The sequence below is a fragment of the Actinosynnema sp. NPDC053489 genome (genome assembly GCF_044544865.1).
Taxonomy (GTDB): domain Bacteria; phylum Actinomycetota; class Actinomycetes; order Mycobacteriales; family Pseudonocardiaceae; genus Actinosynnema.
This window is the reverse complement of sequence record NZ_JBITXT010000001.1, coordinates 716215-740174: the sequence shown is the minus strand read 5'-3', so window position 1 is coordinate 740174 and position 23960 is coordinate 716215. Positions and strand designations below refer to the sequence as shown.

Here is a 23960-nt window from a genome sequence, read left to right as displayed (position 1 = left end):
CGTACGCCGCCAAGTTGGCCGTCCGGTTCGCGACGTTCGACCGCGACCACGACGGGCGGGTGACCGTCGGGGACGTCGAGTCGATGGCCGAGTCGATCCTCGGCGTTCGGGGTGCCGGTGCGGTCGCCCCAGGACCGGTTGCTCGTGGAGGGCGCGCGGGCGTTCTTCACGGGTCCGGCCGAGGTGGCCGACGTCGACGAGGGCGGTGCGATCACGGAGTCGGGGTTCGCGTCGGCGGCGCGGGCGAGGTTGCGGGACGACCCGCAGGGCTTCGCCGTCGTCGTGCGCCCGTGGGCGGAGGCCGTGGTGGCGGTCGCCGACACCGACGACAACGGAGCGGTGGACCTGCGGGAGTGGGAGCGGATGCTGCGCGCGATGGGTGCCGCGCCGCAGAAGGCGGCCGAGCAGGCGGTGCTGGTGGGCACCGACGACGACGGGGTGATCAGCGTGACCGAGGTGCCGGCCACCGCGGCGGCCTTCTGCACCCGCGACCAGGCCGGGCACGAGTTCGACCCGGCATGACCACGGCGTTGACCACCGTCCCGCGGGACCTGCCCGCGCCCGTGCCGCGGGGCGCGACCCCGGCCGACGAGGTGGCGGGCGCGGTGGACCGGTGGGTGCGGCCGGGCGCACCCGCTGCTGGGTCGGCCCGGGCCGGTGTGCCCGTTCGTGCCGCGGGCGCCGGCGTCGGGCTCGCTGTGGGCGGTCGTGGTCGCCGCCGACCTGCCGTTCCTGCCCGCCGACGCCGAGCACCTGGTCGCCTACCGGGCCGCGTTCCCGCAGCGAGGAGCCGTCCGTGCGACACCCTGAAGCACCGGGACCGCCGCCGCACGGGGACGTCGAGGAGTTCCGGCGGCACGGTTACGCGGTGGTGGACTGGTTGGCCCGCCACTGGGCCGGGCTGGAACACCGGCGGGTCACCCCGGACGTGCGGCCGGGGCAGGTGGCGGCCTCGCTGCCGCGGACCACGGCGGAGCGCGGCGAGCCGTTCGAGGCGCTGCCGGCGGACGTGGACCGGCTGCTCGTGCCGGGGATGGCGCGCACTGGCACCTCGGCCACTTCCCCATGACCAACTCCGCGCCGCCCGTGCTGGGCGAGCTGCTGACCGCGGGCCTGAACCCGCAGGCGATGCTGTTGGTCGGCCAACCCCGCCCTGGTGGAGCTGGAGGGCGTGGTCCGCGACTGGTTGGCGCACCTGCTGGGCCTGCCCGACCCGTTCCGCGGCAACGGCGTGCTGAACGACACCGCGTCCGGCGCGATGCCGGCCGTCCTGGCCGCCGCGCTGTGGCGTCGCGGTGGCGGGCGCCGGCGGCGGTACGGCGCGGGGCCGCGCTCCACCGCGTGCACCTCGACCGAGGGCAACTGCTCGATCGCCAAGGCCGTCCGGGTCGCGGGCATCGGCGAGGACTCGCTGCGGCTGGTCGAGACCGACCCCGACACCTCGCCGTGCGCGTGGACCACCTGCGGCGACTCGTCGAGGCGGACCTGGCGGACGGGCGGGTCCCTGTGCTGGTGGTCGCCACCCTCGGCACCACCTCCACCACCGCCGTCGACCCCGTGGCCGACATCGGCCGGCTGTGCCGCGAGCACGGCGTCTGGCTGCACGTGGACGCCGCCTACGCGGGCGTCGCGGCGGCCTGCCCGGAGCTGCGGTGGGTCCACGACGGGGTCGACCTGGCCGACGGCTACTGCGCCAACCCGCACAAGTGGCTGGTCACCGGGATGGACTGCAGCGCCCTGCGGGTCGCCGACCGGGCCGCGCTCACCGCCGCGATGACCACCTCGCCGCCCTACCTGCGCGGGTTCGCCCCGACCCGGCCGCGGTGGACCACCGCGACCGCAGGCTCCCGCTCGGCCACCGTTCGCGGGCCCTCAAGCTCTGGTTCGTGCTGCGCTGGTACGGCGCGGAAGGGCTGCGCGCCCACCCGCGCCGCGGCGTCGCCCTGGCCGACCGGTTCGCCGAGCACGTCCGCGCCGACGACCGCTTCGCCGTCGTCGGCGCCCCACCCGTTCGGCCTGGTGCGCTTCCGCCTGCGCGCCGACGACGCCACCAACGCGGCCCTCCCGCGCCGCGTCAACGGCACCGGCGAGCTGCTGCTCAGCCACACCGTGGTGCACGGCCGCCACACGTCGCGGACGGCCACCGGCGGCCCGGCACCACCGCCGGGCACATCGACACCGCCTGGCGGCGGATCAGCGCCGCGGCCGACGAGCTGCGGGCACCTCGCCCGGCCCGTCGCGGGCGGGCGGGCGGCACGCCGAGGTGACCGCGCCAACCCCCAGCCCGGGCGGCGGTCGTGCGCGCCGGCCGTCCCCAGTGGTCAGGCGGGGCGGTCAGGGGTGCGAGGCGGTGTCGGTGTCCGCGCCGGTGTCCGCGCGGCGGTCGGTCCGGCCGGTGCCGTGCCAGTCCAGGCACAGCACGGTCGCGTCGTCCTGCAGCCGGCCGCGGCAGGCGTCGCGCACCGCGCCGGTCACCGCGCGCACCACCTCCCGGGGGTGCAGGCCGCCGGTGTCGCGCACCAGCGCGGGCAGGTCGGCCCCGGCCGCGTCGCGCTCGAACATGCCGTCGGTGAGCAGCACCAGGCGGTCACCGCGACGCAGGTCCAACCGCTGCACCCGGTACCGGACCGCGGCGTGCACGCCGAAGAGCACGTCGACCTCCAGCGGCAGCTGCTCCACGACGCCGTCGCGCAGCCGCAGCGGCGGCGGGTGCCCGGCGTTGACCAGTTCCGCGCCCGCACCACCCAGGTCGGCGCGCAGCAGCAGCCCGGTCGCCAGCGCGCCCCGGCCGTGGTCGAGCAGCGCCTGGTTGGCGCGACGCGCCTGTTCGGCCAGGTCGTGCCCCGCCCGGCGGGCCCCGCGCAACGCGCCGACCAGGAGGGTGGCGGTGAGGGCGGACTCGACGTGGTGGCCGACGGCGTCGGTGACCGACAGGTGCAGCGTCTCCCGCTCCAGGGCGTAGTCGTAGGTGTCGCCACCGATCTCGTCGGCGGGCACCAGCCCGCCGGCCACGGTGAACTGGGCCGCCTCGCAGCACGACGCCGTGGGCAGCAGCTGGTGCTGGATCTCCGCCGCCAGGCTCATGGGCGTGGTGCGCCGACCCCAGTGGTAGAGGTCGGTGAACCGGCGGTCGGTGACGATGACGTACGCCAGCGCGTGCGCGGCCTCGCCCAGCTGCGCCAGCGCGTCCTCCTCCAGGACGGGCACGGTCAGCTCCAGCACGCCCACGCAGTCGCCGCGGTTGGTCACCGGCAGCACCACCCGCACCCCGTCCGGCCCGTGCTCCCGCTTGGGCTGTTGGGTGCGCAGGACCTCTTCGTAGGCGCTGCCCCGCAGGTCCACGCGTTCCGCGTCCCGGTCGCCGCGGCTGTGGCCGGTGGAGGTCAGCCGCACCACCTGGTCGCCGACGAGGTCGACCAGGAGGAACGACACGTCCACCGCGCCGAACCGCTTCTCCAGGTTCCGCGCGACGACCTCGACCGATTCCACGGGCGGTGCGCTCTCGGCCGCCGCCAGCAGTTCTCCGAGCCCGCTCCCGTCACCGTTCACGTCGACCTCCCCGCGATCACCCGCAGGTACTACCCAATCGTGGCGCGCTCCCACCCCGATCGGGGTTTTCCGCCGGGCGATCAGCGCCACAGCGGTTGCCGCACGCCGAGCAGGCGGTTCAGGGCCACCCCGAACACGGTCACCAGCACCACCCCGGCGGCGATGGCGAGCAGTTCCCGGGTCGAGGTGAGCAGGCCCAGGCTGACGATCAGCGTGGTCGCGCCGGCGGGTGGGTGCGGGCAGTCCAGCAACCGCAGGACCAGGGCGGTCAGGGCGACCGAGAGGGCCGCCGCGCCGACGCGGGCGCCCGTGACGCCCTCCTGGAGGACGGCCGGGTGGTCGGTCAGGCCGAACAGCGCCAGGCAGCCGGCGCCGGCCAGGATCGCGACGCCGTGCCCGACGAGGGTGTTGCGCGGTGCGGCCGAGCCGTGCCGGGGTGACTCGAAGAACAGCATGACGGTCGGTCCGAGGCTGGGGAACAGGTACGGCTGCTCGACGAGCAGGGCGATCCCGCCCACGGCGGCCAGGGCCACCAGGCAGAGGGCGAACGCGTAACCGGCCGCGCCGAGGCGACCCGCTCGCCGTTCGGCGGCCCCCAGCGCGCCACCGGGATCGTCAGCCACGTCGCCCACCCGGCCCGGCGTCCCGACCACGTGGGTGTGCCGCCGAGCACCTCACCGGGCTCCTCCGGACCGGATCGCGGTCGCCAGGTCGCGGCAGGCGCGCTCGCAGTTCCGGCACGCCTCGGCGCAGATGCGGCAGTGCTCGTGCATCCCGGCGTGCGAGCCGCACTCGTCGCCGCAGGCCCCGCACGCCGTCGCGCACGCCTCCAGCAGCGATCGGCTGACGTCGGCGTCGTAGCCGGTGTGCCGGGACAGGACGCGGGCGGTGGTGGCGCAGACGTCGGCGCAGTCGAGGTTGGTGCGCACGCACTTGGTCAGCTCGGCCACCGCGTCCTCGCTCAGGCAGGCGTCGGCGCACGCCGTGCACGCCTGGGAGCAGGCGATCAACGCCTCGATCGTCGCGCCCAGCCGCCCTCGGTCCAGGCCGATCTCGGCCGGGTAGGTCTCCAGCATCGGCATCGTCGTGGTCATGCGGATCACTCCTCGTCCGGGCGGGGTGTCAGCGCAGCCGGACCCGCCCGGCGTCGATGGGCACGCGGAACAGGTGGTACGGCTTGCGCCTGCGGTCCCGGCCGCCCTGGTACCCGGCTTGGCGGTGCAGTTGGTTGGCGGTCACGTAGAGGTGACCGTCGGTCACCGACAGGGTGTCCGGCCACAGCAGCCGCGGGTCGTGGGCGACGGTCTCGAAGTCGCCGTCCGGGGTCCGGCGCAGCACGGCGTCGTGCTCGTAGTCGGTCAGGTAGAGCCGGCCGGCGTCGTCGGTCTCCAGGCCGTCCGAGCCGCCGCCCTTGTCGCCCTCGTCGGCCACCTGCTCCCCCACCTCCTCGTCGGACAGCGACCGGTCGAGCAGGGCCCGGGTCGGCACGCTGTGCCAGTGGCGGGACGCCAGGGGGCAGTAGTGCAGCCTCGTGCCGTCGGCGCTGAGCGCGATGCCGTCCGCGCCCATCGTCACCGGCTTCGGCTCGCCGTCGGCGGGGCGCTCCAGCAGGGGCGAGCCCTCCACGACCGGGCGGTAGTCGGCCAGGGGGCGGGCCTTGGTGGACGGGTGGTCGTGCAGCCGCCGCCAGGACTCGCCGCTGCCCAGGTCGACCACGATGATCCCGTTGGGGCCGGAGTCGGCGGAGTCGGTGATGTAGGCGACCCCCGCCCCGCCCTGGCGCAGGTCGAACCGCACGTCGTTGAGGTAGGTGGTCTCCAGGGCCACCTCGCGCGGGAACGTGATCACCCCGGTGACGGTGTCGGTGGCCAGGTCGACGCACACCAGCTTCGGCCCGCCGGGCTTGGTCGGCCGGAACAGCGGGCTCCCGGTGTCGAGCACCCACAGGCGGTCGGCCGGGTCGACCACGATGCTCTGCACCGACACGAACGCGCCCTCGTCGTCGTCGCCCGACGGCGAGTTCCACGCCCGGTCGGGGAACGGGACCTCGACGCCGTCGCGCAGCTCGACCACGGTCGCCGGCACGTCGTCACCCCACCGGGGGAAGTTCACGAACACCCGACCGGTGTCCGACACGCTCACCCCGGTGGGCATCGGACCGGTGAACTCGTGGACCACTTCCAGTTCGCTCACGAAGGCGCTCCTCACCGGACGGCCGGGTGCCGCACCTGTCCAGGGCCTACCCGGCTGGGAGCGGCTCAACCCGCGAAGCGCCGTCGGGTCAGCCCCAGGGCGTGGTGGCCTGGAGGACGGCCTCGGCCAGCGCCGCCGTGCGCAGCCGGGTCACCTCCTGGTACTCGGGGTCGGCCACCATGCGGCTGAACGCGGCCCGGTCGGGGTAGCGCACGACCACCACGGCGTCCCAGCTCTGCCCGTCCTCCGCGACCAGCACCGTGGACCCCGTCCCGGCGTAGAGCACCTCGCCGCCGTAGCGGGGCAGGAACGTCTCCTCCAGGTGCCGCGCGTACTCCCGGTAGGACGCGACCCCGCCCTCGGCGAACCGCAGCAGGTTCAGCATCACCACCGGCCCGCCCCCGTCCTCGGCGAGCAGCCGCTTCAAGTCCGCACCGCGGGGGTCCACCGCCATGCGCCCAGCATGCCCGCCACGCCGAGCGCGCGCATCGGTGCATCCGCCCGCTCCTCGGCTCGCGCTGGGGTACCCCCCGCGAGAGTCCTACGTTCACAACGCGAGAGTCCAACACCCACAACGCGAGAGTCCAACGCTCGGAGCACGTGAGTTCAACGCTCGACAGACCGGGCGGTCGGTCGAGCGTTGAACTCGGGGTGCCCGAACGTTGGACTCTCGCGCCGTGAACGTAGGACTCTCGGGGTCAGAGAAGGGTGGCCAGGGCGGAGCGGGTGAACGGGGTGACGCCGGCGACGTCGCCCTTCTCGACCTTGCGGGCCCACTCCGGGTCGGCCAGCAGCGCCCGCCCGACGGCGATCAGGTCGAACTCGTCGGCGGCCAGGCGCTCCACGAGCTGGTCGATGCCCGTCGGCGAGGGGGTCTGGCCCGCGAACGTCGCCAGGAACTCGCCGTCCAGGCCCACCGAGCCGACGGAGATGGTCGGCCGGCCGGTGATCTTCTTGATCCAGCCCGCGAGGTTCAGCCGCGAGCCCTCGAACTCGGGCTGCCAGTAGCGGCGCGTGGAGCCGTGGAACACGTCGACCCCCGCCTCCACCAACGGCGTCAGGATGGCCTCCAGCTCCTGCGGGGTGTGCGCCAGCCTGGCGTCGTACGCGCTCGACTTCCACTGCGACAGGCGCAGGATGACCGGGAAGTCGGGCGAGGTGGCGGCGCGCACGGCGGCCACGACCTCGGCGACCAGGCGCGTTCGCGCGACCGGGCTGCCGCCGTAGGCGTCGGTGCGCCGGTTGGTGACCTCCCACAGGAACTCGTCGAGCAGGTACCCGTGCGCCCCGTGCAGCTCGACGCCGTCGAAGCCCAGTCGCCGGGCGGCCGCGGCGGCCTCGGCGAAGGCGGTCACGACGCCTTCCAGGTCGGCGACGGTCGGCACGGGACCGGCCTCGCCGATCGGGGCGCCGTCCAGGTCCAGGCCCGACGGCGTGAACACCGGGGCCTCCGGCACGGGCGGCGCGCCGGGCTTGCGGGCCGCGCCCACGTGCCACAGCTGGGGCACGATCCGGCCGCCCTCGGCGTGCACGCGCTCCACGACCCGCGCCCAGCCCGCCAGCGCGTCCTCGCCGTGGAAGCGCGGCACGTCGGCGCTCGTCCCGGCGCCGGGGTGACCGACGTAGGTGCCCTCGGTGACGATCAGGCCGACGCCGCCCGCGGCCCGTCGGCCGTAGTAGTCGGCGACGTCCTCCCCGGGGACGCCGCCGGGCGAGAACTGCCTGGTCATGGGGGCCATCACCACGCGGTTCGGCAGGTGCAGCGAACCGGAGGAGAAGGGGCGGAACAGGGGCGCGGTGTCGACTGCGCCGTGCGCGGTCGTGGTCATGTGCATCCTCGTGGTCGAAGCGGAGCGCTTGCTCCTCTTGACGCTAGCACAAGCGGAGCAACTGCTCCGTTAACGGACCGGGACGACTATGCTGGCCACGTGGCCACCGACACCTCGTCCCGCCGCCCGCGCCGCGCGGACGCCGAGCGCAACCGCGCCGCGATCATCGAGGCCGCCACCGAGGTGCTCGCCGAGCAGGGCAGCGCCGTCGACGTCCGGGAGATCGCCCAGCGCAGCGGCGTGGGCATGGGCACGCTCTACCGGCACTTCCCCACCAAGGACGACCTGCTGGGCACGGTCCTCGACCGCGAGTTCACCGCCTGGGCGGGCGCCGCGCGCGAGGCGGCGGCCTCCACCGACGACCCGCGGGCCGCGCTGGAGGGGTTCTACCAGCACGCGCTGGCGACGCAGGCACGCCACCGGGCCGTCGTGGAGGCGTACGGCCACAACTGGAGCGGTCCGGCCCTGGACTGCACGCGCCTGCTGTACCCGGTGCTCGACGACCTGCGCGCCCGGGCCCAGGAGGCCGGGGTGCTGCGCGCCGACGCGACGACCGGCGACCTGGCGCTGCTGCTGGCCACGTTGAGCCACACCGTGCAACTCGTCGGCGACCACGGCGCCCGGGCGTGGAAGCGCCAGCTGCGCATCACCCTCGACGGCCTCCGCCCGGCCCACGGCACGTCGCTGCCGACGGCCTGACGCTCCACGTCGGACAGACGACCACCCGCCTCGCCCCTCCCCGGCCTTGCGCCGCCCGCACTATTCAGCTTTACTAGGTACCGGTAGCTAGCAACGCTGAATAGCTCGAAGCGGGTGACCACGTGGGCAAGCAGTTGACGGAGATGCTCAAGGGAACGCTGGAGGGTCTCGTCCTGGCGATCCTGGCCAGCCGGTCCGCGTACGGCTACGAGATCACCGCGTGGCTGCGCGACCAGGGGTTCGCCGACATCGCCGAGGGCACCGTCTACGCGCTGCTGATCAGGGTCGAGCAGCGCGGACTGGTCGACGTGGTGAAGGTCCCGTCCGAGAAGGGGCCGCCGCGCAAGGTGTACTCCCTCAACCCTCAGGGGCGGGAGCACCTCGAAGAGTTCTGGAGGAACTGGAGCTTCCTCGCGGAACGACTGGACAAGCTCCGCCAAGGGGGTAACTGATCATGGGATTCGCGGACCTGGCGTCGAAGGTCATCGGCGACAAGCGGCGCTGGCGGGCGTACAAGGCGCGCACGCGCCAACTCCCGCCGAACCACCGAGCCGCGGTGGACGCGCTGGAGCGGTACCTGATGTACCTGGGGCCGGGGGACGGCGACACCGCCGCCACGATGTTCGAGGACCTGGCCGACCTGTTCGAGCGGGCGGCGGTCGACGGCACGCCGATCCGCGCCGTCGTCGGGGAGGACCCGGCGGAGTTCGCCGAGGCGTTCCTGCGGAACTACTCGAAGGGCGGCTGGGTCACCCGCGAGCGCGAGCGGTTGACCGGCGCGATCAAGCGCGCCGAGAACGAATCAGGGGGAACGGGAGCATGAGCACCCGACTCGCGATCCGCGTGCGGGGCCTGGAGAAGTCGTACCGGGAGCTGCGGGTGTTGCGCGGCGTGGACCTCGACGTCGAGCGCGGCAGCATCTTCGCCCTGCTCGGCTCGAACGGCGCGGGCAAGACCACGGCCGTGAAGATCCTGGCCACGCTGCTCAGGGCCGACGCGGGCACGGCCGTCGTCAACGGGTTCGACGTCGCCGGTCAGCCCGCCCGGGTGCGGGAGTCGATCAGCCTCACCGGGCAGTTCGCCGCCGTCGACGAGATCCTCAGCGGCCGGGAGAACCTCGTGCTGGTCGCCCGGTTGCGCCACCTCGACGATCCGGGCGGCGTCGCGGACGACCTGCTGGAGCGCTTCTCGCTGACCGAGGCGGGCGCGCGCAGGGTGGCGACGTACTCCGGTGGCATGCGCCGCCGGCTCGACATCGCGATGAGCCTCGTCGGCGACCCGGCCGTCGTCTTCCTCGACGAGCCGACGACCGGGCTCGACCCGCAGGCGCGCGTCGAGGTGTGGCAGGCCGTGCGGGAGCTGGCCGACCGCGGCACGACCGTGCTGCTCACCACCCAGTACCTGGACGAGGCCGAGCAGCTCGCCGACCGCATCGCCGTCCTGCACGAGGGCCGGGTCATCGTGGACGGCACCCTGGCCGAGCTGAAGGCGCTGCTGCCGCCCGCCGAGGTGGAGTACGTCGAGAAGCAGCCGACCCTGGAAGACGTCTTCTTCGCCGTCGTCGGCTCCGGTGACGGCCGCGGCGCGGCGAGGACCGGTGGGGCGCGATGACGACCGCGAACTTCCCCGGTGACACCGCCGTCCTGTTGGGACGGTCGCTGCGGCACATCGCGCGCAGCCCGGACACGATCATCACGACGGCGGTGATGCCGATCGCGATGATGCTGGTGTTCGTCTACGTGTTCGGCGGCGCGATCGACACCGGGTCGGACTCCTACGTGCAGTACCTGCTGCCCGGCATCCTGCTCATCACGATCGCGTCGGGGATCTCCTACACCGCGTTCCGGCTCTTCACCGATCTCAAAAGCGGCATCTTCGAGCGGTTCCAGTCCATGCCGATCGCCCGGTCGGCCGTGCTGTGGGCGCACGTGGTGACGTCGCTGGTCGCCAACCTCGTCTCGCTCGTGGTGGTCGTGCTGGTCGCCCTGCTGATGGGCTTCCGGTCGGGCGCGGGCGTGCCGGCGTGGCTCGCGGTCGTCGGCATCCTGTTCCTGTTCACGCTGGCGTTGACGTGGCTCGCGGTCATCCCGGGCCTGTCGGCGAAGTCCGTGGACGGCGCGAGCGCGTTCTCCTACCCGCTGATCTTCCTGCCGTTCCTCAGCTCCGCGTTCGTGCCCACCGGCACCATGCCCGGCCCGGTGCGCGCCTTCGCCGAGCACCAGCCGGTGACCTCGATCGTCAACGCCATCCGCGCCCTGCTCGACCAGCGGCCGGTGGGCGCCGACATCTGGATCGCCCTGGCCTGGTGCGTCGGCATCCTGGTCGTCGCCCACGTCCTGGCCACGATCACCTACCGCCGCCGGGCCTCCTGATGGGCACCGGGCGTCGAGGAGGGCGTCGCGGCGGGCGGGCGGGGGTGTCCCCGCCGGAAACCCGGCACAGCGGGCTGAGCGGCGCTCACCCGTCCCGGGCGACGCGGGCGGCGATGCCGTCGAGGAGGAAGTCCAGTCCGGCGCGGAAGGTGTCGTCGGCGGTCGGGTGGGGGCCGTCGTGGACGAGGGCGGACAGGGCCGGGAAGCGGCCGGTGGCGAAGGTCCGGCGCAGGTAGGGCCCGTAGCCGGCCTGCCACTGGGCCTGGTCCAGGCCGGAGGTCCGCTCGGCGCGCCGTTCGGTGATCTCCCGGCGGACCGCGCCGACCACGTAGGCGTTGACGGCGGCGACGGCGGGCACGACGGTCGCCAGGTCGACCTCGCCCATCGCCGCCAGCACCGCCTCGCCGGCGGCCAGGGTGTTGGGCCCGAGCTGGGGACGCCCGCCGAGCAGGTCGGCCAGCCACTCGTGCCGGTGGACGGCCTGCCGGACGGCTTCGGCGAGGGAGCGCAGGACCTCTCGCCAGCCGTCCCCGGCGGGGCGGACGTCGGCGTAGGCGGCGTCCACCATCAGGTCGAGCAGTTCCTGCTTGGTGGCGAGGTAGCCGTACAGGCGCATCGGCCCGACGCCGAGCGCCCCGGCGACCCCGCGCAGCGACACCGCGTCCAGGCCGTCCGCGTCGGCGAGCCCGATGGCCGTCCGGACGATCAGCTCCCGGCTCAGCGGGACCGGCGCCGGCCGCCGCGGTGGTTCCGGTCTCTCCCACACCAACACGCGGCTCACGATACAGTGTATCAAGTGATACGGCGTATGGGGGCGGTGTGACGATCGCGATCGTCGGTGCGGGGATGGGCGGCCTGGCGCTGGCCCGGGTGTTGCACGTGCACGGCGTCGAAGCCGTGGTGTACGAACGGGACTCGTCGCGGCGGGCGCGGGGTCAGGGAGGCACGCTCGACATCCACTCGGGGCAGCGGGCGTTGCGGGAGGCGGGCCTGATCGACGGGTTCTTCGCCATCGCCCGCGGCGAGGGGCAGGACATGCGGCTCATGGCGCCGGACGGCACGCTGCTGTTGCGGGAGGACACGCCCGACGACGCGCCGCTGCTGCGGCCCGAGGTGGACCGGGCGGCGCTGCGCGACCTGCTGCTGGACTCGCTCCCCCACCACGCGGTGCGCTGGGGGCACGCCTTCGAGTCCGCGGCCGACGGCGTGCTGCGCTTCGCCGACGGCCGCACGGCGACCTACGACCTGCTGGTCGGTGCCGACGGCGCGAACTCCCGGGTCCGGGCGCTGGTCACCGACGCCCGACCGGCGCACGTCGGCCAGAACTGCGTCGAACTGCGGATCCCGGACGTCGACCGCACCCACCCGGACCTCGCCGCCCTGGTCGGGCGCGGCAACTGCTGGGTGTTCGGCGACGGGAAGTCGCTGGCGGCGCAGCGCAACGGCGACGGCTGCGTGCGCATCGGCCTCAACTTCTACCACACCGGCGAGGACTGGTTCGCCACCAGCGGCATCCCGTTCGACGACCCGGCCGCCGCGCGGGCGCGGTTGGTCGAGCTGTTCGCCGGCTGGGACGCGCGCTTCACCGCGTTGATCGCCGCCTCCGACGACACGATCGCGCCGCGCCCGATCACCACCCTCCCCGTCGGGCTGACCTGGCCGTCGAGGCCGGACGTGACGCTGGTCGGCGACGCCGCGCACCTCATGCCGCCGGTCGGGGAAGGTGCCAACACGGCGCTGCTCGACGGCGCGCTGCTCGGCCTCGCCCTGGCCGCACGCCCGGACGACCACCCGACCGCCGTCGCGGAGTACGAGCGGGAGATGTTCGAGCGCGCCGCAGCGGCCGCGCGGATGTCGGCCGACGTGCAGGAGCTGCTGATGTCCCCGGACGCCCGGCAGAGGTTGCTGGACTTCTTCCGGCGGTGAGCCCGGTTCAGCCCAGGAGCGCGGTGACGGCCTGCCGCAGGCTGGTGGGACGGCGGCCGAGCACGCGGGCGAGGTCGTCGGTCCCGCGTTCGAGGTGGCCGGCTTCCACCTGGGCCTCCAGCCAGCCCAGCGCGCCCCCGGCCCGGCGCGGGCGGAGGCCGACGGTGACGCCGGAGGCTCGGGTCAGTTCGCGGGCCGGCTCGTCGTAGGTCCACGGGTCGCCGGTGAAGTCGTACGCGTTGCCGGTGTGGTGGTCCTCGGTGAGGACCCGGGCGGCGGCTTCGGCCAGGTCGGCGCGGGAGGCGGTGTTCAGGGCGCGGCCGCCGGTGCCGTCCGCGAGTTCGCCCGTCGCCACGGCGTCGCGCAGGCCCGGGTGGAGGAACGCCTCGCTGTAGAACGGGTGGCGCAGCAGCACGTGCGGCAGGCCGCTCTCCCGCAAGGCACGCTCGGTGGCGTGGTGGGCGGCGGTGACGCCGTCGGCCCGGGTGTCGGCGTCGAGGAAGCTGGTGTAGGCGAGCACGCCGACGCCGGCGTCCCGTGCCGCGTCGACGGCGTTGAGGTGCTGGGCGACGCGGCGGACCGGGTCGAGTTCCGGTGACGAGATCAGCAGCAGGCGGTCCGCGCCGGCGAACGCGGCGCGCAGGCCGGCCGGGTCGTCGTAGTCGCCGGGGCGGACGCCGATGCCGCGCGCGGCGAGGTCCGCCGCCTTGTCCGGGTCGCGCACGGCCGCGACCAGCCGATCGGCCGGGCACCGCTCCAGCAGGCGGTCCAGGACCAGCCTGCCCAGCGCTCCGGTGGCTGCCGACACGACGATCATCCGCGCTCCCCGCTCGTGCGCCCTCGCGGCGCCGCGGGCGGCTCATGGTCGGCGGTCGGCGCGGCGCGCGTCAACGGCGTTTCCGGTCAGGAGCGGGTGATCATCCTGGTGGCGAGGCGGACGCCCTGGCGCACGTTGACGTGGGGCAGGTAGGCGCGGCCGACCGCGTTCGCGATGCGGGGCAGGGCGGCCGAGTCCGGGTAGGCCATGAACATCGGCCGGTAGGTCGGCTGGAACTTCGCCTTGAACGCGAACAGCGAGCGGAAGCCGTAGACCGGTTCCAGGACCTGCCCGGTGAGGTCGAGGACGCGTTGCAGGGCGCGCGGGCGCTCGCCGCGGTCCAGCCGGGCCAGGGGTGCGCCGGACAGGCTCAGGAACCGCACGCCCTCGGCCTTCAGCTCCAGGGCGGCCGAGGCGATCAGGAACTCCATCGCGCCGCGGAAGCCGGTGGAGCGGCGGCGCATGAAGTCCAGCGTGTAGCCGACGACCTCGCCCTGCGCGTACACCGGCAGCCAGCTCGTGATGCCGTGGACCGTGCGGTCGCCGTCGACCGCGAGCAGGCAGCGCACGCCCTCGCCGGTCAGCTCGTCGAGGCCGCCGAGCGTGAAGCCCATCTCCGGCAGGCCCTTGTCGGCCACCCACTCGGCGGAGATGGAGCGGATCTGGTCGGTGATCGCGTACGGCGCGGTGGCGTAGTCGCACCACTCGGCGGTGATGCCCGCCTTGGCGGCCTTGTTCAGGGCCGTGCGCACGTCCTGCCACTTCTTGCCGGTGAACGTCAGCGCGCCCAGCTCGACGACGGTGTCCTCGGCGATCTGGACGGCCGACCAGCCGAGGCTCTCGGCCAGCGCCTTGGTCTCGGCGTCGACGCTGTACAGGCACGGCGTCCAGCCGTTCTCCTGGCAGAACTCGGCGAACCCGCGCAGCGCGTCGACCCGCGCGGGCCCGACGGGGTCGCCGACGGTCAGCGCGATGGTGGCCACCACCCGGTAGGCGATCGCCGTCTCGCCGTCCGGGGTGAACCAGTACTGGTTGCCGCGCCACGTCGTCATGTACGACAGCGTCGATCCGCCGTGCCGCCGCACCAGCTCGCCGGCGCGCGCCGCCTCCTCCTGCGAGGACGACGGCCAGGCTCGCCAGGACGCCATCAGCAGGCCGGCCAGCACGATCAGCCAGAACACCACGCCGGTGTACTCGAACAGCAACGAGCCGACGAACCCGTTCGCCTCGAACTGCAGCGGGACGAGCCCGAGCAGGTAGCCCGGTGGCAGGAAGCGCTTGGGCAGGTCGGCGAGCAGCTGCGCGAACCCCGGTTCGGGCGTGAACTGGTCGCGCGCCAGGTACCCGCCGAATACGTACAGCGCGGACAGCGATCCGACGCTGCCGAGCGTGAACCGCCAGAACTTCCGGACCGCGTGCCGGGGCAGCCGCACGGTGAACCGCGCGCGGGTCACCAGCAGCACGGCGGTGATGGCGACCGGCCCGAGGATCGGGACGCTGTAGGAGAACACGACCTCCACCGAGCCGATGTCGGGGATCCGCGCGGCGTCGACCACGTACCACCCGATGAACGCCGCGTGCGCCACCGTGCACACCAGCGCCGACCACCAGGCGAACCGACGCCCGCGACGCAGCCCCTCGGCGAGCACGAGCAGCAGCAACGCCGGCAGCAGCGACATCACCATCGCGGGCAGCCGGCCGTACGACAGCTGGATCACCATGGTCCGGCACAGCTCGACCGCGTCCGACCCGCAGACGAGGTCCACGTCCTCCTGCGCCGGCTGCGCGACGGCCACCACGTCGGAGTACCAGGACAGCGGGCCGTTGGGGAACGGCGACATCAGCACCACGACCGGTCCGAGCGCCGACGCCGCCACCAGCAGCCCGACGAGGACGCGCGTCTCGGCCGACGTCCGGGGCTGGTGAGGGGTGTCGCCGCGGAGGAACAGCAGGCCGATCAGCAGCCCGACCACGCCGGCGGCCAACCGCAGCAGGTCCTCCAGCCACCCCGAGTACAGCGCCAGCACCAGCACCGACAGGCCGGTGATGAGCCGGACCCGGCGGCGCCACGGCACGGGCATGCGGAACGTCAGCGCCAGCGCCAGCCCCACCCCGCCGAACGACGGCCCGGCCGCGACCGCGCCCACGAGCGAGTCGAGCCACGACCAGCCCAGGTCGCTGCCCAGCAGCACCACCCCGGAGCCGAGGAACACGCCGACCAGGTGCGAGCCGAGGAAGATCGCCGCGGTGCGCGCCGCGCCGAGCTCGCGCTCGGCCAGCGTGCCGAAGACCAGCAGCAGCGCGGTGGTCGCGAGGTAACCCGTGAGGTCCATGGCCCACAGCGCGGAGGTGAGCGCCGTCCACAGCGGGCTGTCGGTGCCGAAGCCCACGCGGGCGACCAGCTCGTCGTCGGGGTCGCGCAGCGCGCCGCTGAGCGCGCCGACGGTCCAGAACGCGATGAGGGCGACGCAGGTCAGGGGCGCGGTGCGGAACAGCCGGCCGATCAGGCGGTTGATCCGCCGCGCGGCCCGGGCGAGGGTGGTCATCGGCTCAGGCCCGTCCGCTCGGCCAGCCACGGCAGTGAGTCGTACAGCCCGGGTCGCCACACGTTCCAGTCGTGCCCGCCGGGCAGCTCCCTCCACCGCACGTCCATCCCGGCGTCGCGGCAGGCCTGGAACACCTCGGCGTCGGCCTGCCGGTAGGTCGAGTCGCCGGAGCCGGCGACGATCACGCCCGCGGTGCGCGGGAAGCGTTCGCGGGCCAGGACGTCCAGGGGGTTGACCCGCGCGAACGCCGCCTCGTCGCCGTCGAACGCGGCCTTGACGGTCTCGGCCCGCGTGCCGAGCGACGGTTCGCGCTGGCCGGAGAGGTCGATGAAGTTCCCGTACACCTCCGGGGCGCGCACGGCGAGCTGGAGGGCGCACGTGCCGCCTTGGGAGAGCCCGGCGACGGTCCACGCCTCGCGGCGCTCGTCCACGGTGAGCCGCCGTTCGATCCACGCGGGCACGTCGCGGGCCAGGTAGGTCTCCGCCCGCCCGAGCCTGGAGTCCAGGCACAGCGGGTTCGCCGTCGCCGTGCCGAGCTGGTCGGCCACCACGACGACCGGCGCGAGCCCGTCGTGCCCGCGCGCGAACGCGTCCAGGTTGTCGGTGAGCCGGCCCGCGTCGTACCAGTCGCGGGGTGAGCCGGGCTGGCCCGCGAGCAGGACCACGACGGGCAGCCGCGGCCGGGGCGTCGCCGCGTAGGCGGGCGGGAGGTAGATCCACGCCGGGCGCGCCGTGAACCCGCCGGGGATTTCCGCTTCGGACACCGTGCCCTTTTCCGGGAGGTCCGCGGGTTTGACCCAGACATCGGCGAGCTTGCCGCCCGCGGGCACTTCGAGAACGCTCGACGCGGGTGGTGCGGCGTCGTCGAGGTCGACCCGGCTGTTGGCGAGCACGTCGAGCACCGCGCGGGACGTCGGGTAGAAACCGAAGAACGCATTCGTCGCCGCGAGCGCGCTGCCCAGCACGACCAATGCGAGGACCACGTTCAGGACCCGCGAGGGCCACCGCCCGGCCCTCAGCCGTGCGGCGGCGAGGCAGGCCGCCACCAGCACCGCACCCGTCCACACCACGAGGATCAGGGGCAGCGGTTCGGGCCACGGCTTCCACACGTGGTCGACCGCGAACGCCAGCCCGGCCACCAGGAGCGCGCACGCCGGCACCACCACCGGGACGACCCGGGTCCACCACGTCCGATTCCTCCGAAATGTCAAAGAAATCAACGCGAGTGCGCCTGCCGCGGTCGTCGCGACGGGTATCGGCCCATTTATCAGGGACAGGTCCAGTGGGCTGGGCATGGGTTCCGTTCATCAGGAATTCTTCAGGTTCGGGCGAGGGGCCGACGCCCTCCCTGGAGATTTACCCGCCGGTCGTGGGTCCGTCAACCGGACGTGTCGGGGTCGATGCCCGCGCGGTCACCGCGGAACCGGAACAACCGCGCAATACGCACCAAGCGCTCGACCGTCGTGCCATCGGACGGGTGGAACCCGCCGAAGCCGGTCCACTGTGGAACGAACAGCCGACATTACGACCGAACAAACCCGCACATGCGGCGACGCATATTGCCCGGCAACCCAACAAAGTGCTACACATTTCGGCGGACAGCCGTGGCGGCTGTCACACACATAGACGAGCGATCGGCCGTGTCCACCGCGGTCGGTTTTCCGCTGCCCGTTTTCGAGAGCACGTCCGCGCACGCCCGACTGGATCAGAGAGGATCTGGTGAACGATGCACGCACGTCGACCACATGGCGGGAGGAGACCGTCCGCGTTAGGGCTGGCCTTCGTCCTCGTGACCGCCGGCGCGGCGGTGGTGAACGCCCCACCCGCGCAGGCGGCCACCTCGATCACGGTGAACGGCGGCGCCACCGGCAGGACGTTCGACGGGGTGGGCGCGATCAGCGGCGGGGGCGGCAACTCCCGGCTGCTGGTCGACTACCCCGAGCCCCAGCGCACGCAGGTCCTGGACTACCTGTTTAAGCCGGGCTACGGCGCCGCGGTGCAGCTGCTGAAGCTGGAGATCGGCGGGGACGCCAACTCCACCGACGGCGCGGAGCCGAGCCACCAGCACGTCCGCGGTGACGTCAACTGCGACGTCGGCTACGAGTTCTGGCTCGGCGAGCAGGCCGTGGCCCGCAACCCGAACATCAAGCTGATCGCCCTGCCGTGGGCCGCGCCCGGCTGGATCGGCGGCGGCAACTTCTGGTCCCAGGACATGATCGACTACGACATCTCCTGGCTGAACTGCGCCAAGCGGCACGGCCTGACCATCGGCTACCTGGGCGGCTGGAACGAGCGCGGGCACAACAAGACCTGGTACGAGAACCTGCGGTCGGCGCTGAACGCCAACGGGTTCGGCGCGGTGCAGATCATCGGCGACGACAGCTTCGGCTGGTCCACCGCCGACGACGTGCTCGCCGACTCCGCCTTCCGCGCGGCCGTCGGCGTCATCGGCGCCCACTACCCGTGCGGCTACCTGGGCGCGGCCACCTCGTGCCCGTCCAGCGCCAACGCCGTGGCCACCGGCAAGCCGCTGTGGGCCAGCGAGTTCGGGTCCCAGGACTACATCACCGGGTCCGCGCCCTACATCCGCAGCATCACCCGCGGCTACCTCGACGGGCAGATGACGGGCTTCGTCAACTGGCCGCTGGTGGCCGCGCTCTACCCGAACCTGCCGTTCAACACCGACGCCCTGGCGGTGGCGTCCTCGCCGTGGTCCGGGGCCTACCGGCTGGGCCGCAGCCTGTGGGCCAACGCGCAGGTCGCCCAGTTCACCCAGCCGGGCTGGCGGTTCCTGACCGGATCGGCGAGCGGCTACCTCGGCGGTGACCGCAACAACGGCAGCTACATCTCCCTGAAGTCCACGAACAACACCGACTACTCGACCATCTACGAGACCTCCACGGCCGCCGGCGCGCAGACCGTGAACGTGTCGGTGACCGGCGGCCTGAGCAGCGGCGAGCTGCACGTGTGGTCGACCGACCTGGGCTCGTCCAACCCGGCCGACTGGTTCGTGAGGCAGCCGGACGTCACGCCCGGCGGCGGCGGTTACTCGCTCACCCTGCAGCCGAACCGGATCTACTCGGTGACCACCACGACCGGTCAGGGCAAGGGCACGGCGACGAGCCCGGCGAGCGCGCCGCTCGCCCTGCCCTACTCCGACACCTTCGACACCTACCCCTCCCGTGCCGAGGCGCGGTACTTCTCCGACATGCAGGGCGCGTTCGAGGTGCGCCCCTGCGCGGGCGGGCGGACCGGCCAGTGCCTGCAACAGGTCGCGCCGACGCGGCCGATCGAGTGGCAGGACGACAGCGACGCCTTCGGCCTGGTCGGCGATACGACCTGGAACAACTACACGGTCGGCGTCGACGTGAACCTCCAGCAGGCCGGGACCGTGACGCTGCTGGGCCGGGCGAACACCCAGCTGCGCCCGCAGAGCCACCAGGCGGCCTACCAGCTGCGGCTGAGCGACACCGGCGCCTGGTCGATCGCCAAGAGCACCACCTCCGGCACGCTGACCACCCTGGCCTCGGGCAACCGGGGGCGGCTCGGCCTGAACACCTGGCACAACGCCTCGCTGAGCTTCACGGGCACCCAGATCACCGCCGCCCTCGACGGCGCGACCCTGGGCACGGTCACGGACGGCTCCTACGCGGCCGGGCAGGTCGGGCTGGGCGTGGTCGGCTACCAGACCGACCTGTTCGACAACCTGACCGTCACCGCGACCAGCGGCGGTGGCGGCGGCACGGTCGGCTCGATCCGGGGGCAGGCGTCGGGCCGCTGCGTCGACGTGCCCAACCAGTCGCAGGCCAACGGCACCGTGACGCAGCTGTGGGACTGCAACGGCGGGGCGAACCAGAGCTGGACGCTGACCGCTGCCAGGCAGCTCGTGGTCTACGGCAGCAAGTGCCTCGACGTCGTCGGTCGCGGCACCGCGGACGGCACGGCGGTGGACATCTACGACTGCAACGGCGGCACCAACCAGCAGTGGGCGGTCAACGCCGACGGCACGGTCGTCGGCGTCGGCTCGAACAAGTGCCTCGACGCCACCGGCGCGGCCACCGCGAACGGCACCCCGCTGGAGATCTGGACGTGCAACGGCGGTTCGAACCAGAAGTGGAGCATGTCATGAGCAACTCACCCCGCTCGTGGGCGCGCTCGGTGACGCGCGCGGTCCTGTCGGTGGTCGTGACGGCCACCGCGCTGACCGTGGCGGGACCGCAGGCGCCCTCCGCGCTGGCGCTGGAGAACGGCCTGGGCCGCACGCCGCAGCTCGGCTGGAACGACTGGAACAGCTTCGGCTGCAACGTCAACGAGGGCCTGGTCCGGCAGACCGCCGACGTCATGGTGTCCAGCGGCATGGCCGCGGCCGGCTACCAGTACGTCAACATCGACGACTGCTGGTCGACCAGGCAGCGCGACTCCGGCGGCAACCTGGTGGCCGACCCGGTGAAGTTCCCCAGCGGCATCAAGGCGTTAGCCGACTACGTGCACGGCAAGGGCCTGAAGCTGGGCATCTACTCCTCGGCGGGCACGACGACCTGCGCGGGCTACCCGGCGTCGCTGGGCAACGAGCAGCGCGACGCGAACCTGTGGGCGTCGTGGGGCATCGACTACCTCAAGTACGACAACTGCGGCGACCACCAGGGCAAGAACGCCCAGCAGCGCTACACCGCGATGCGCGACGCCCTGGCGGCCACCGGCCGGAAGATCTTCTACAGCCTGTGCAACTGGGGCCAGGAGAGCGTGTGGACGTGGGGCGCGCAGGTCGGCAACTCGTGGCGCACCACCGGTGACATCCAGGGCAACTGGAACTCGGTGATGGGCATCCTGGACAGCCAGGCCGGCCTGACCGCCTACGGCAAGCCCGGCGGGTGGAACGACCCGGACATGCTGGAGGTGGGCAACGGCCTGACCGACACCGAGGCCCGCGCCCACTTCAGCCTGTGGGCGTTGCTCAACGCGCCGCTGATCGCCGGCAACGACCTGCGCAGCATGAGCGCGACCACCCGGTCGATCCTGACCAACACCGACGTCATCGGCGTGAACCAGGACTGGGGCGGTCGCCAGGGCTACCGGCTGCGCGACGACGGCAACAGCGAGGTGTGGGTCAAGCCGATGGCCGACGGCGCGCGGGCCGTCGTGCTGCTCAACCGCAACACCACGAGCGCGACGATCTCCACCACCGCCACCCAGGTCGGCCTGGGCAGCGGCACGTCGTACACCGTGAAGGACCTGTGGTCCAAGGCGACCGGCACCACCACCGGCACGATCAGCGCCTCGGTGCCGGCCCACGGCGCGGTGATGGTCCTGGTGTCCGGCGGCGGCACGCCGCCGGTCGAGGTGACCAGCGCGCTGCGCGGCACCGCCTCGAACCGGTGCCTGGACATCACCGGCGCGTCGCAGACCGACGGCGCGCTGCTGGAGCTGTGGGACTGCCACGGTGGCGCGAACCAGAGCTTCACCTCCACCGCCGCCGGTGAGCTGCGCGTGTACGGCGGCACCAAGTGCCTGGACGTCTACGACCGGGGCACGGCCAACGGGACCGCGGTCGAGCTGTGGAGTTGCAACGGCCAGAGCAACCAGCAGTTCCGGCTGAACTCCGACGGCACCATCACGGCCGTGGGCGCGAACAAGTGCCTGACGGCCGCCGGTGGTGGCACCGCCAACGGCACCAAGGTCCAGATCTGGGACTGCACGGGCACCGACAGCCAGAAGTGGACCCGCGTCTGAGTCCCACCGACGGGTGCCCCGGTCACCTCGGGGTGACCGGGGCACCCCCGTCCCCGGACGGTCCGGCCAGGGCGTGTTCCGGATGTGGCCGTCCGGGCCGGTTGGTGCCGCCGCGGGGTCACGGCGGGGTCGCCGCCGGATGCCGCGCCCCGTCAGGCGCGGGCCGGGACGGGCGCGGCGACACCGCGCTTCCACACGCCGACGACGTCGCGGGTGGCGGTGATGTCCCGGGTCGGATCGCGGGCGACCAGCAGGAGGTCCGCGCGCCTGCCGGTGGCGACCAGTCCGCGGTCGTCGAGCCCGAACACCGCGGCGGCGCGGGAGGTCGCGGCGCGGAGCGCTTCGGACGGGCTCAGCCCCGCGTCGACGAGCAGCGCGAGTTCGTCGTGCGCGGAGACCCCGTGGGCGACGCGGGCAGGCGAGGTGTCGTCCGCGTTCGCGTCCGTGCCGAGGACGATCGTCGCCCCGGCCCGGTGCAGGGCGCCGGTGGAAGCGACGGCGTGGGTGAAGTCCAACCACCGCGGCGTGAACGGGAGCTTGAGGGTGCGCAGGATCGTCCGCATCATCACCAGGGTCGGCGACACGGCCGTGCCGGCGGCGGCGATCCGCCGGGCCAGGTCGGCGGTCACGGTGTCCCCGATGGGCGCGTGGGTGAGGACGTCCGCGCCCGCGTCGAGCGCGACGGTGTAGGCGCGGCTCGACGCGGCGTGCACCACGACCTTCTTCCCCGCGCGGTGCGCGTGGGCCACGAGGGCGGCGACGGTGTCCGGGTCGAGCGGCTTCGGCCGGAACGGCAGCCTCTCCTCCAGGACGACCTTGAGGTAGTCGGGGTCCTGGGCCAGCCGTTCGGCGACCCACCGGGCGGCGTCGCGCGGGCCCCGGACCGCGGTGGAGGCGGGGTGGTGCATTCTCCGCACGGCCGTGCCGCGGGGGGCGCACGCGGGAGAGGACACGCCGCGCAGGTCGGCGCGGGTGTCGTCGTCGGCGTCGCGGAGCGCGCGCAGCTCGTCCCACCGGCGGGTGCCCATGTCCAGCATGGTCGTCACCCCCCAGCGGAGGCCGGCGGCGAGCTGGTCGGGGTGGTCGACGTGCACGTGGGTGTCGATGAGGCCGGGGAGCAGGTACCCGCCCCTCCCGTCGACCCGCACCCCGTCGACGCGATCGACGATCACGCCGTCCTCGACGGCGACCGACGTCGGCGGGCCGAAGGTGCCGTCGGCGGCGAACACGTGGACGTCGGTGATGGTGAACCGGCGGATGTCGTGCCTCCGGAGGTCGGGAGGGCAGGGCCTCAACGGGTGTCGAGCAGGCGCAGGACGGCCCTCAGGTCCTCCGTCACCGACCCGATCCGGGCGGCGTCGACGCCGCTCAGCAGTTCGTGCTGCGCGGCGACGACCTCGCCGACCACCCGCCGGGCGGCGGTCGTGCCCTCGGCGGTCAGCGAGACGCGCCGGCCGCGCCCGTCCGCCGGGTCTGGGGTCAGGGCGACGTAGCCGCGCCGTTCCAGGGACCGCAGCACGTTGCTCAGCCCGCCCGTGGTGAGCAGCAGCCGGGACGACAGCTCCGAGGGCTTCAACCGCTCGTCACCCGTGGTCACCAGGGTCCCGAGCACGTCGTACTCCGCCCGGCTGAGGCCGAACCCGACCAGCACGGCGACCGTGACACGGTCGGTCAGGGCGTGCATCCGCGCCACGCGCTTGGTGAACTCGATGGTCCGCGCGGGCAGCTCCGGCGCCTCGCGCGCCCACCACCGGACGACGTCCGCCACCGGGTCGTTCACCGGCACCCCCTTCGACCGGGCCAGCTCAGCTTTATCGAAAGCTTTCTGCAAAGCCATCCAGTCCCGGCGAGTCCCCCGGTTCCGCCCGACCACTTGTCGGGGACCTCGCCGTGTTCCGGCACCGGCACGCCGCCGGTCACCGGAACGCGTCCTAGTCCTTGAGCGGGTCGTGCCCCCAGTTCATCAGCGAGTAGCGCCACCGCGTGTGCTCGACGTCGCCGTCCGGGCGTTGGGCGAGGTGGCGGTGGACGTAGCCCACGACCTTGCGCATGTGCTCCTGGTCGTCGTCGGTCAGCTCGCCCTTCTTCTTCCGCAGCAGCCCGACGATCCGGCGGCCCGACTCGTGGCCGACGGACTCACCGCCGTCGGACTGGCCGGCCGACTTCGAGTCGTCGGTCCCCAGCCACTTCTCCAGCTCGGCCGCGGTCATGTTGACGGCCTCGTGGAACCGGTCGCTCACCGAATCTCCCATGTGGACAGTCTGCGGCCGCGGGACCGGTCGCGCACGGCGGCCCCGGC

The 23960-nt window shown here is 73.4% G+C and carries 25 protein-coding genes and 2 pseudogenes; 14 read left to right on the top strand and 13 right to left on the bottom strand.

Annotation, left to right across the window (positions count from 1 at the left end; all coding sequences use genetic code 11):
- Positions 1 to 117 precede the first annotated feature (117 nt).
- The 6 genes and pseudogenes from ACIGNX_RS02840 to ACIGNX_RS02815 all read left to right on the top strand — a co-directional run bounded on the left by ACIGNX_RS02840 (position 118) and on the right by ACIGNX_RS02815 (position 2267).
- Positions 118 to 522: an EF-hand domain-containing protein gene (locus ACIGNX_RS02840; RefSeq protein WP_396535606.1), complete on the top strand. Its 405-nt coding sequence runs from the start codon at positions 118 to 120 to the stop codon at positions 520 to 522.
- A 114-nt stretch (positions 523 to 636) separates the two neighbouring features.
- Positions 637 to 810 (top strand): hypothetical protein, encoded by a 174-nt coding sequence (locus ACIGNX_RS02835; protein ID WP_396535662.1) that lies wholly within the window; start codon positions 637 to 639, stop codon positions 808 to 810.
- The gene (locus tag ACIGNX_RS02830; protein WP_396535605.1) at positions 797 to 1069 is read left to right on the top strand and encodes a hypothetical protein; all 273 of its coding nucleotides are present in this window, start codon (positions 797 to 799) and stop codon (positions 1067 to 1069) included. The genes ACIGNX_RS02835 and ACIGNX_RS02830 overlap by 14 nt, the downstream gene beginning before the upstream one ends.
- A gap of 87 nt (positions 1070 to 1156) precedes the next feature.
- A pseudogene (locus ACIGNX_RS02825) lies at positions 1157 to 1378 on the top strand (aspartate aminotransferase family protein); the annotation flags it as partial.
- Positions 1285 to 1752: pseudogene (locus ACIGNX_RS02820) on the top strand (pyridoxal-dependent decarboxylase); the annotation flags it as partial. The pseudogenes ACIGNX_RS02825 and ACIGNX_RS02820, both read left to right, overlap by 94 nt.
- Positions 1653 to 2267, top strand: a complete 615-nt coding sequence (locus ACIGNX_RS02815) for a pyridoxal-dependent decarboxylase (RefSeq protein WP_396535603.1) — start codon at positions 1653 to 1655, stop codon at positions 2265 to 2267. The pseudogene ACIGNX_RS02820 and the gene ACIGNX_RS02815, both read left to right, overlap by 100 nt.
- 67 nt (positions 2268 to 2334) lie before the next feature.
- On the opposite strand, the gene ACIGNX_RS02810 is transcribed toward ACIGNX_RS02815, so the two are convergent.
- The 6 genes from ACIGNX_RS02810 to ACIGNX_RS02785 form a co-directional block, all read right to left on the bottom strand.
- A complete protein-coding gene (locus tag ACIGNX_RS02810; RefSeq protein WP_396535601.1) occupies positions 2335 to 3549 on the bottom strand; it encodes a PP2C family protein-serine/threonine phosphatase in 1215 nt (404 codons plus the stop codon).
- Between the two features lie 80 nt (positions 3550 to 3629).
- Positions 3630 to 4172, bottom strand: a complete 543-nt coding sequence (locus ACIGNX_RS02805) for an HPP family protein (RefSeq protein ID WP_396535599.1) — start codon at positions 4170 to 4172, stop codon at positions 3630 to 3632.
- A 51-nt stretch (positions 4173 to 4223) separates the two neighbouring features.
- On the bottom strand, positions 4224 to 4643 hold the full coding sequence (locus ACIGNX_RS02800) for a four-helix bundle copper-binding protein (protein WP_396535597.1): 420 nt from the start codon (positions 4641 to 4643) through the stop codon (positions 4224 to 4226).
- Positions 4644 to 4671: 28 nt separating this feature from the next.
- On the bottom strand, positions 4672 to 5742 hold the full coding sequence (locus tag ACIGNX_RS02795; protein WP_396535596.1) for an L-dopachrome tautomerase-related protein: 1071 nt from the start codon (positions 5740 to 5742) through the stop codon (positions 4672 to 4674).
- Between the two features lie 88 nt (positions 5743 to 5830).
- Positions 5831 to 6196 carry a DUF1330 domain-containing protein gene (locus ACIGNX_RS02790; protein ID WP_396535594.1) on the bottom strand — a complete coding sequence of 122 codons (366 nt, stop codon included), beginning with the start codon at positions 6194 to 6196 and terminating at the stop codon, positions 5831 to 5833.
- A 244-nt stretch (positions 6197 to 6440) separates the two neighbouring features.
- Positions 6441 to 7571, bottom strand: a complete 1131-nt coding sequence (locus tag ACIGNX_RS02785; protein WP_396535592.1) for an NADH:flavin oxidoreductase — start codon at positions 7569 to 7571, stop codon at positions 6441 to 6443.
- Positions 7572 to 7670: 99 nt separating this feature from the next.
- Between ACIGNX_RS02785 and ACIGNX_RS02780 the strand changes: the two genes are divergently transcribed.
- The 5 genes from ACIGNX_RS02780 to ACIGNX_RS02760 all read left to right on the top strand — a co-directional run bounded on the left by ACIGNX_RS02780 (position 7671) and on the right by ACIGNX_RS02760 (position 10642).
- Entirely contained in the window at positions 7671 to 8270 is a 600-nt protein-coding gene (locus ACIGNX_RS02780) for a TetR/AcrR family transcriptional regulator (RefSeq protein WP_396535590.1), read from the top strand.
- A 122-nt stretch (positions 8271 to 8392) separates the two neighbouring features.
- Complete coding sequence (locus ACIGNX_RS02775) at positions 8393 to 8722, top strand: PadR family transcriptional regulator (RefSeq protein WP_396535588.1); 330 nt, start codon at positions 8393 to 8395, stop codon at positions 8720 to 8722.
- 2 nt (positions 8723 to 8724) lie between these two features.
- Positions 8725 to 9093, top strand: coding sequence for a DUF1048 domain-containing protein (locus tag ACIGNX_RS02770; protein ID WP_396535586.1), 369 nt, complete (start codon positions 8725 to 8727; stop codon positions 9091 to 9093).
- A complete protein-coding gene (locus tag ACIGNX_RS02765) occupies positions 9090 to 9881 on the top strand; it encodes an ABC transporter ATP-binding protein (RefSeq protein ID WP_396535584.1) in 792 nt (263 codons plus the stop codon). The genes ACIGNX_RS02770 and ACIGNX_RS02765 overlap by 4 nt, the downstream gene beginning before the upstream one ends.
- On the top strand, positions 9878 to 10642 hold the full coding sequence (locus ACIGNX_RS02760; protein ID WP_396535582.1) for an ABC transporter permease: 765 nt from the start codon (positions 9878 to 9880) through the stop codon (positions 10640 to 10642). Before ACIGNX_RS02765 ends, ACIGNX_RS02760 begins: the two co-directional genes overlap by 4 nt.
- 85 nt (positions 10643 to 10727) lie before the next feature.
- On the opposite strand, the gene ACIGNX_RS02755 is transcribed toward ACIGNX_RS02760, so the two are convergent.
- Entirely contained in the window at positions 10728 to 11414 is a 687-nt protein-coding gene (locus tag ACIGNX_RS02755; protein ID WP_396535660.1) for a TetR/AcrR family transcriptional regulator, read from the bottom strand.
- 47 nt (positions 11415 to 11461) lie between these two features.
- Here ACIGNX_RS02755 and ACIGNX_RS02750 point away from each other — a divergent pair, with 47 nt between their 5' ends.
- Positions 11462 to 12568, top strand: coding sequence for an FAD-dependent oxidoreductase (locus ACIGNX_RS02750; protein WP_396535580.1), 1107 nt, complete (start codon positions 11462 to 11464; stop codon positions 12566 to 12568).
- A gap of 7 nt (positions 12569 to 12575) precedes the next feature.
- On the opposite strand, the gene ACIGNX_RS02745 is transcribed toward ACIGNX_RS02750, so the two are convergent.
- The 3 genes from ACIGNX_RS02745 to ACIGNX_RS02735 all read right to left on the bottom strand — a co-directional run bounded on the left by ACIGNX_RS02745 (position 12576) and on the right by ACIGNX_RS02735 (position 17097).
- Entirely contained in the window at positions 12576 to 13385 is an 810-nt protein-coding gene (locus tag ACIGNX_RS02745; RefSeq protein WP_396535578.1) for an NAD(P)H-binding protein, read from the bottom strand.
- Positions 13386 to 13471: 86 nt separating this feature from the next.
- Positions 13472 to 15931 carry a bifunctional lysylphosphatidylglycerol flippase/synthetase MprF gene (locus ACIGNX_RS02740; protein WP_396535576.1) on the bottom strand — a complete coding sequence of 820 codons (2460 nt, stop codon included), beginning with the start codon at positions 15929 to 15931 and terminating at the stop codon, positions 13472 to 13474.
- Positions 15928 to 17097: an alpha/beta hydrolase gene (locus tag ACIGNX_RS02735; RefSeq protein ID WP_396535575.1), complete on the bottom strand. Its 1170-nt coding sequence runs from the start codon at positions 17095 to 17097 to the stop codon at positions 15928 to 15930. Before ACIGNX_RS02735 ends, ACIGNX_RS02740 begins: the two co-directional genes overlap by 4 nt.
- A gap of 623 nt (positions 17098 to 17720) precedes the next feature.
- On the opposite strand from ACIGNX_RS02735, the gene ACIGNX_RS02730 reads away from it, so the two are divergent.
- Together ACIGNX_RS02730 and ACIGNX_RS02725 are read left to right on the top strand one after the other, a co-directional pair.
- Positions 17721 to 20060, top strand: coding sequence for a ricin-type beta-trefoil lectin domain protein (locus ACIGNX_RS02730; protein ID WP_396535573.1), 2340 nt, complete (start codon positions 17721 to 17723; stop codon positions 20058 to 20060).
- The gene (locus ACIGNX_RS02725) at positions 20057 to 21661 is read left to right on the top strand and encodes a glycoside hydrolase family 27 protein (protein WP_396535571.1); all 1605 of its coding nucleotides are present in this window, start codon (positions 20057 to 20059) and stop codon (positions 21659 to 21661) included. The genes ACIGNX_RS02730 and ACIGNX_RS02725 overlap by 4 nt, the downstream gene beginning before the upstream one ends.
- A 152-nt stretch (positions 21662 to 21813) precedes the next feature.
- On the opposite strand, the gene ACIGNX_RS02720 is transcribed toward ACIGNX_RS02725, so the two are convergent.
- From ACIGNX_RS02720 to ACIGNX_RS02710, 3 genes are all read right to left on the bottom strand, one after another.
- Positions 21814 to 22890, bottom strand: a complete 1077-nt coding sequence (locus ACIGNX_RS02720; protein ID WP_396535569.1) for an amidohydrolase family protein — start codon at positions 22888 to 22890, stop codon at positions 21814 to 21816.
- Positions 22891 to 22952: 62 nt separating this feature from the next.
- Positions 22953 to 23441, bottom strand: coding sequence for a MarR family winged helix-turn-helix transcriptional regulator (locus ACIGNX_RS02715; protein ID WP_396535567.1), 489 nt, complete (start codon positions 23439 to 23441; stop codon positions 22953 to 22955).
- A 151-nt stretch (positions 23442 to 23592) separates the two neighbouring features.
- Positions 23593 to 23913 carry a DUF3140 domain-containing protein gene (locus ACIGNX_RS02710; protein ID WP_396535565.1) on the bottom strand — a complete coding sequence of 107 codons (321 nt, stop codon included), beginning with the start codon at positions 23911 to 23913 and terminating at the stop codon, positions 23593 to 23595.
- Positions 23914 to 23960 lie beyond the last annotated feature (47 nt).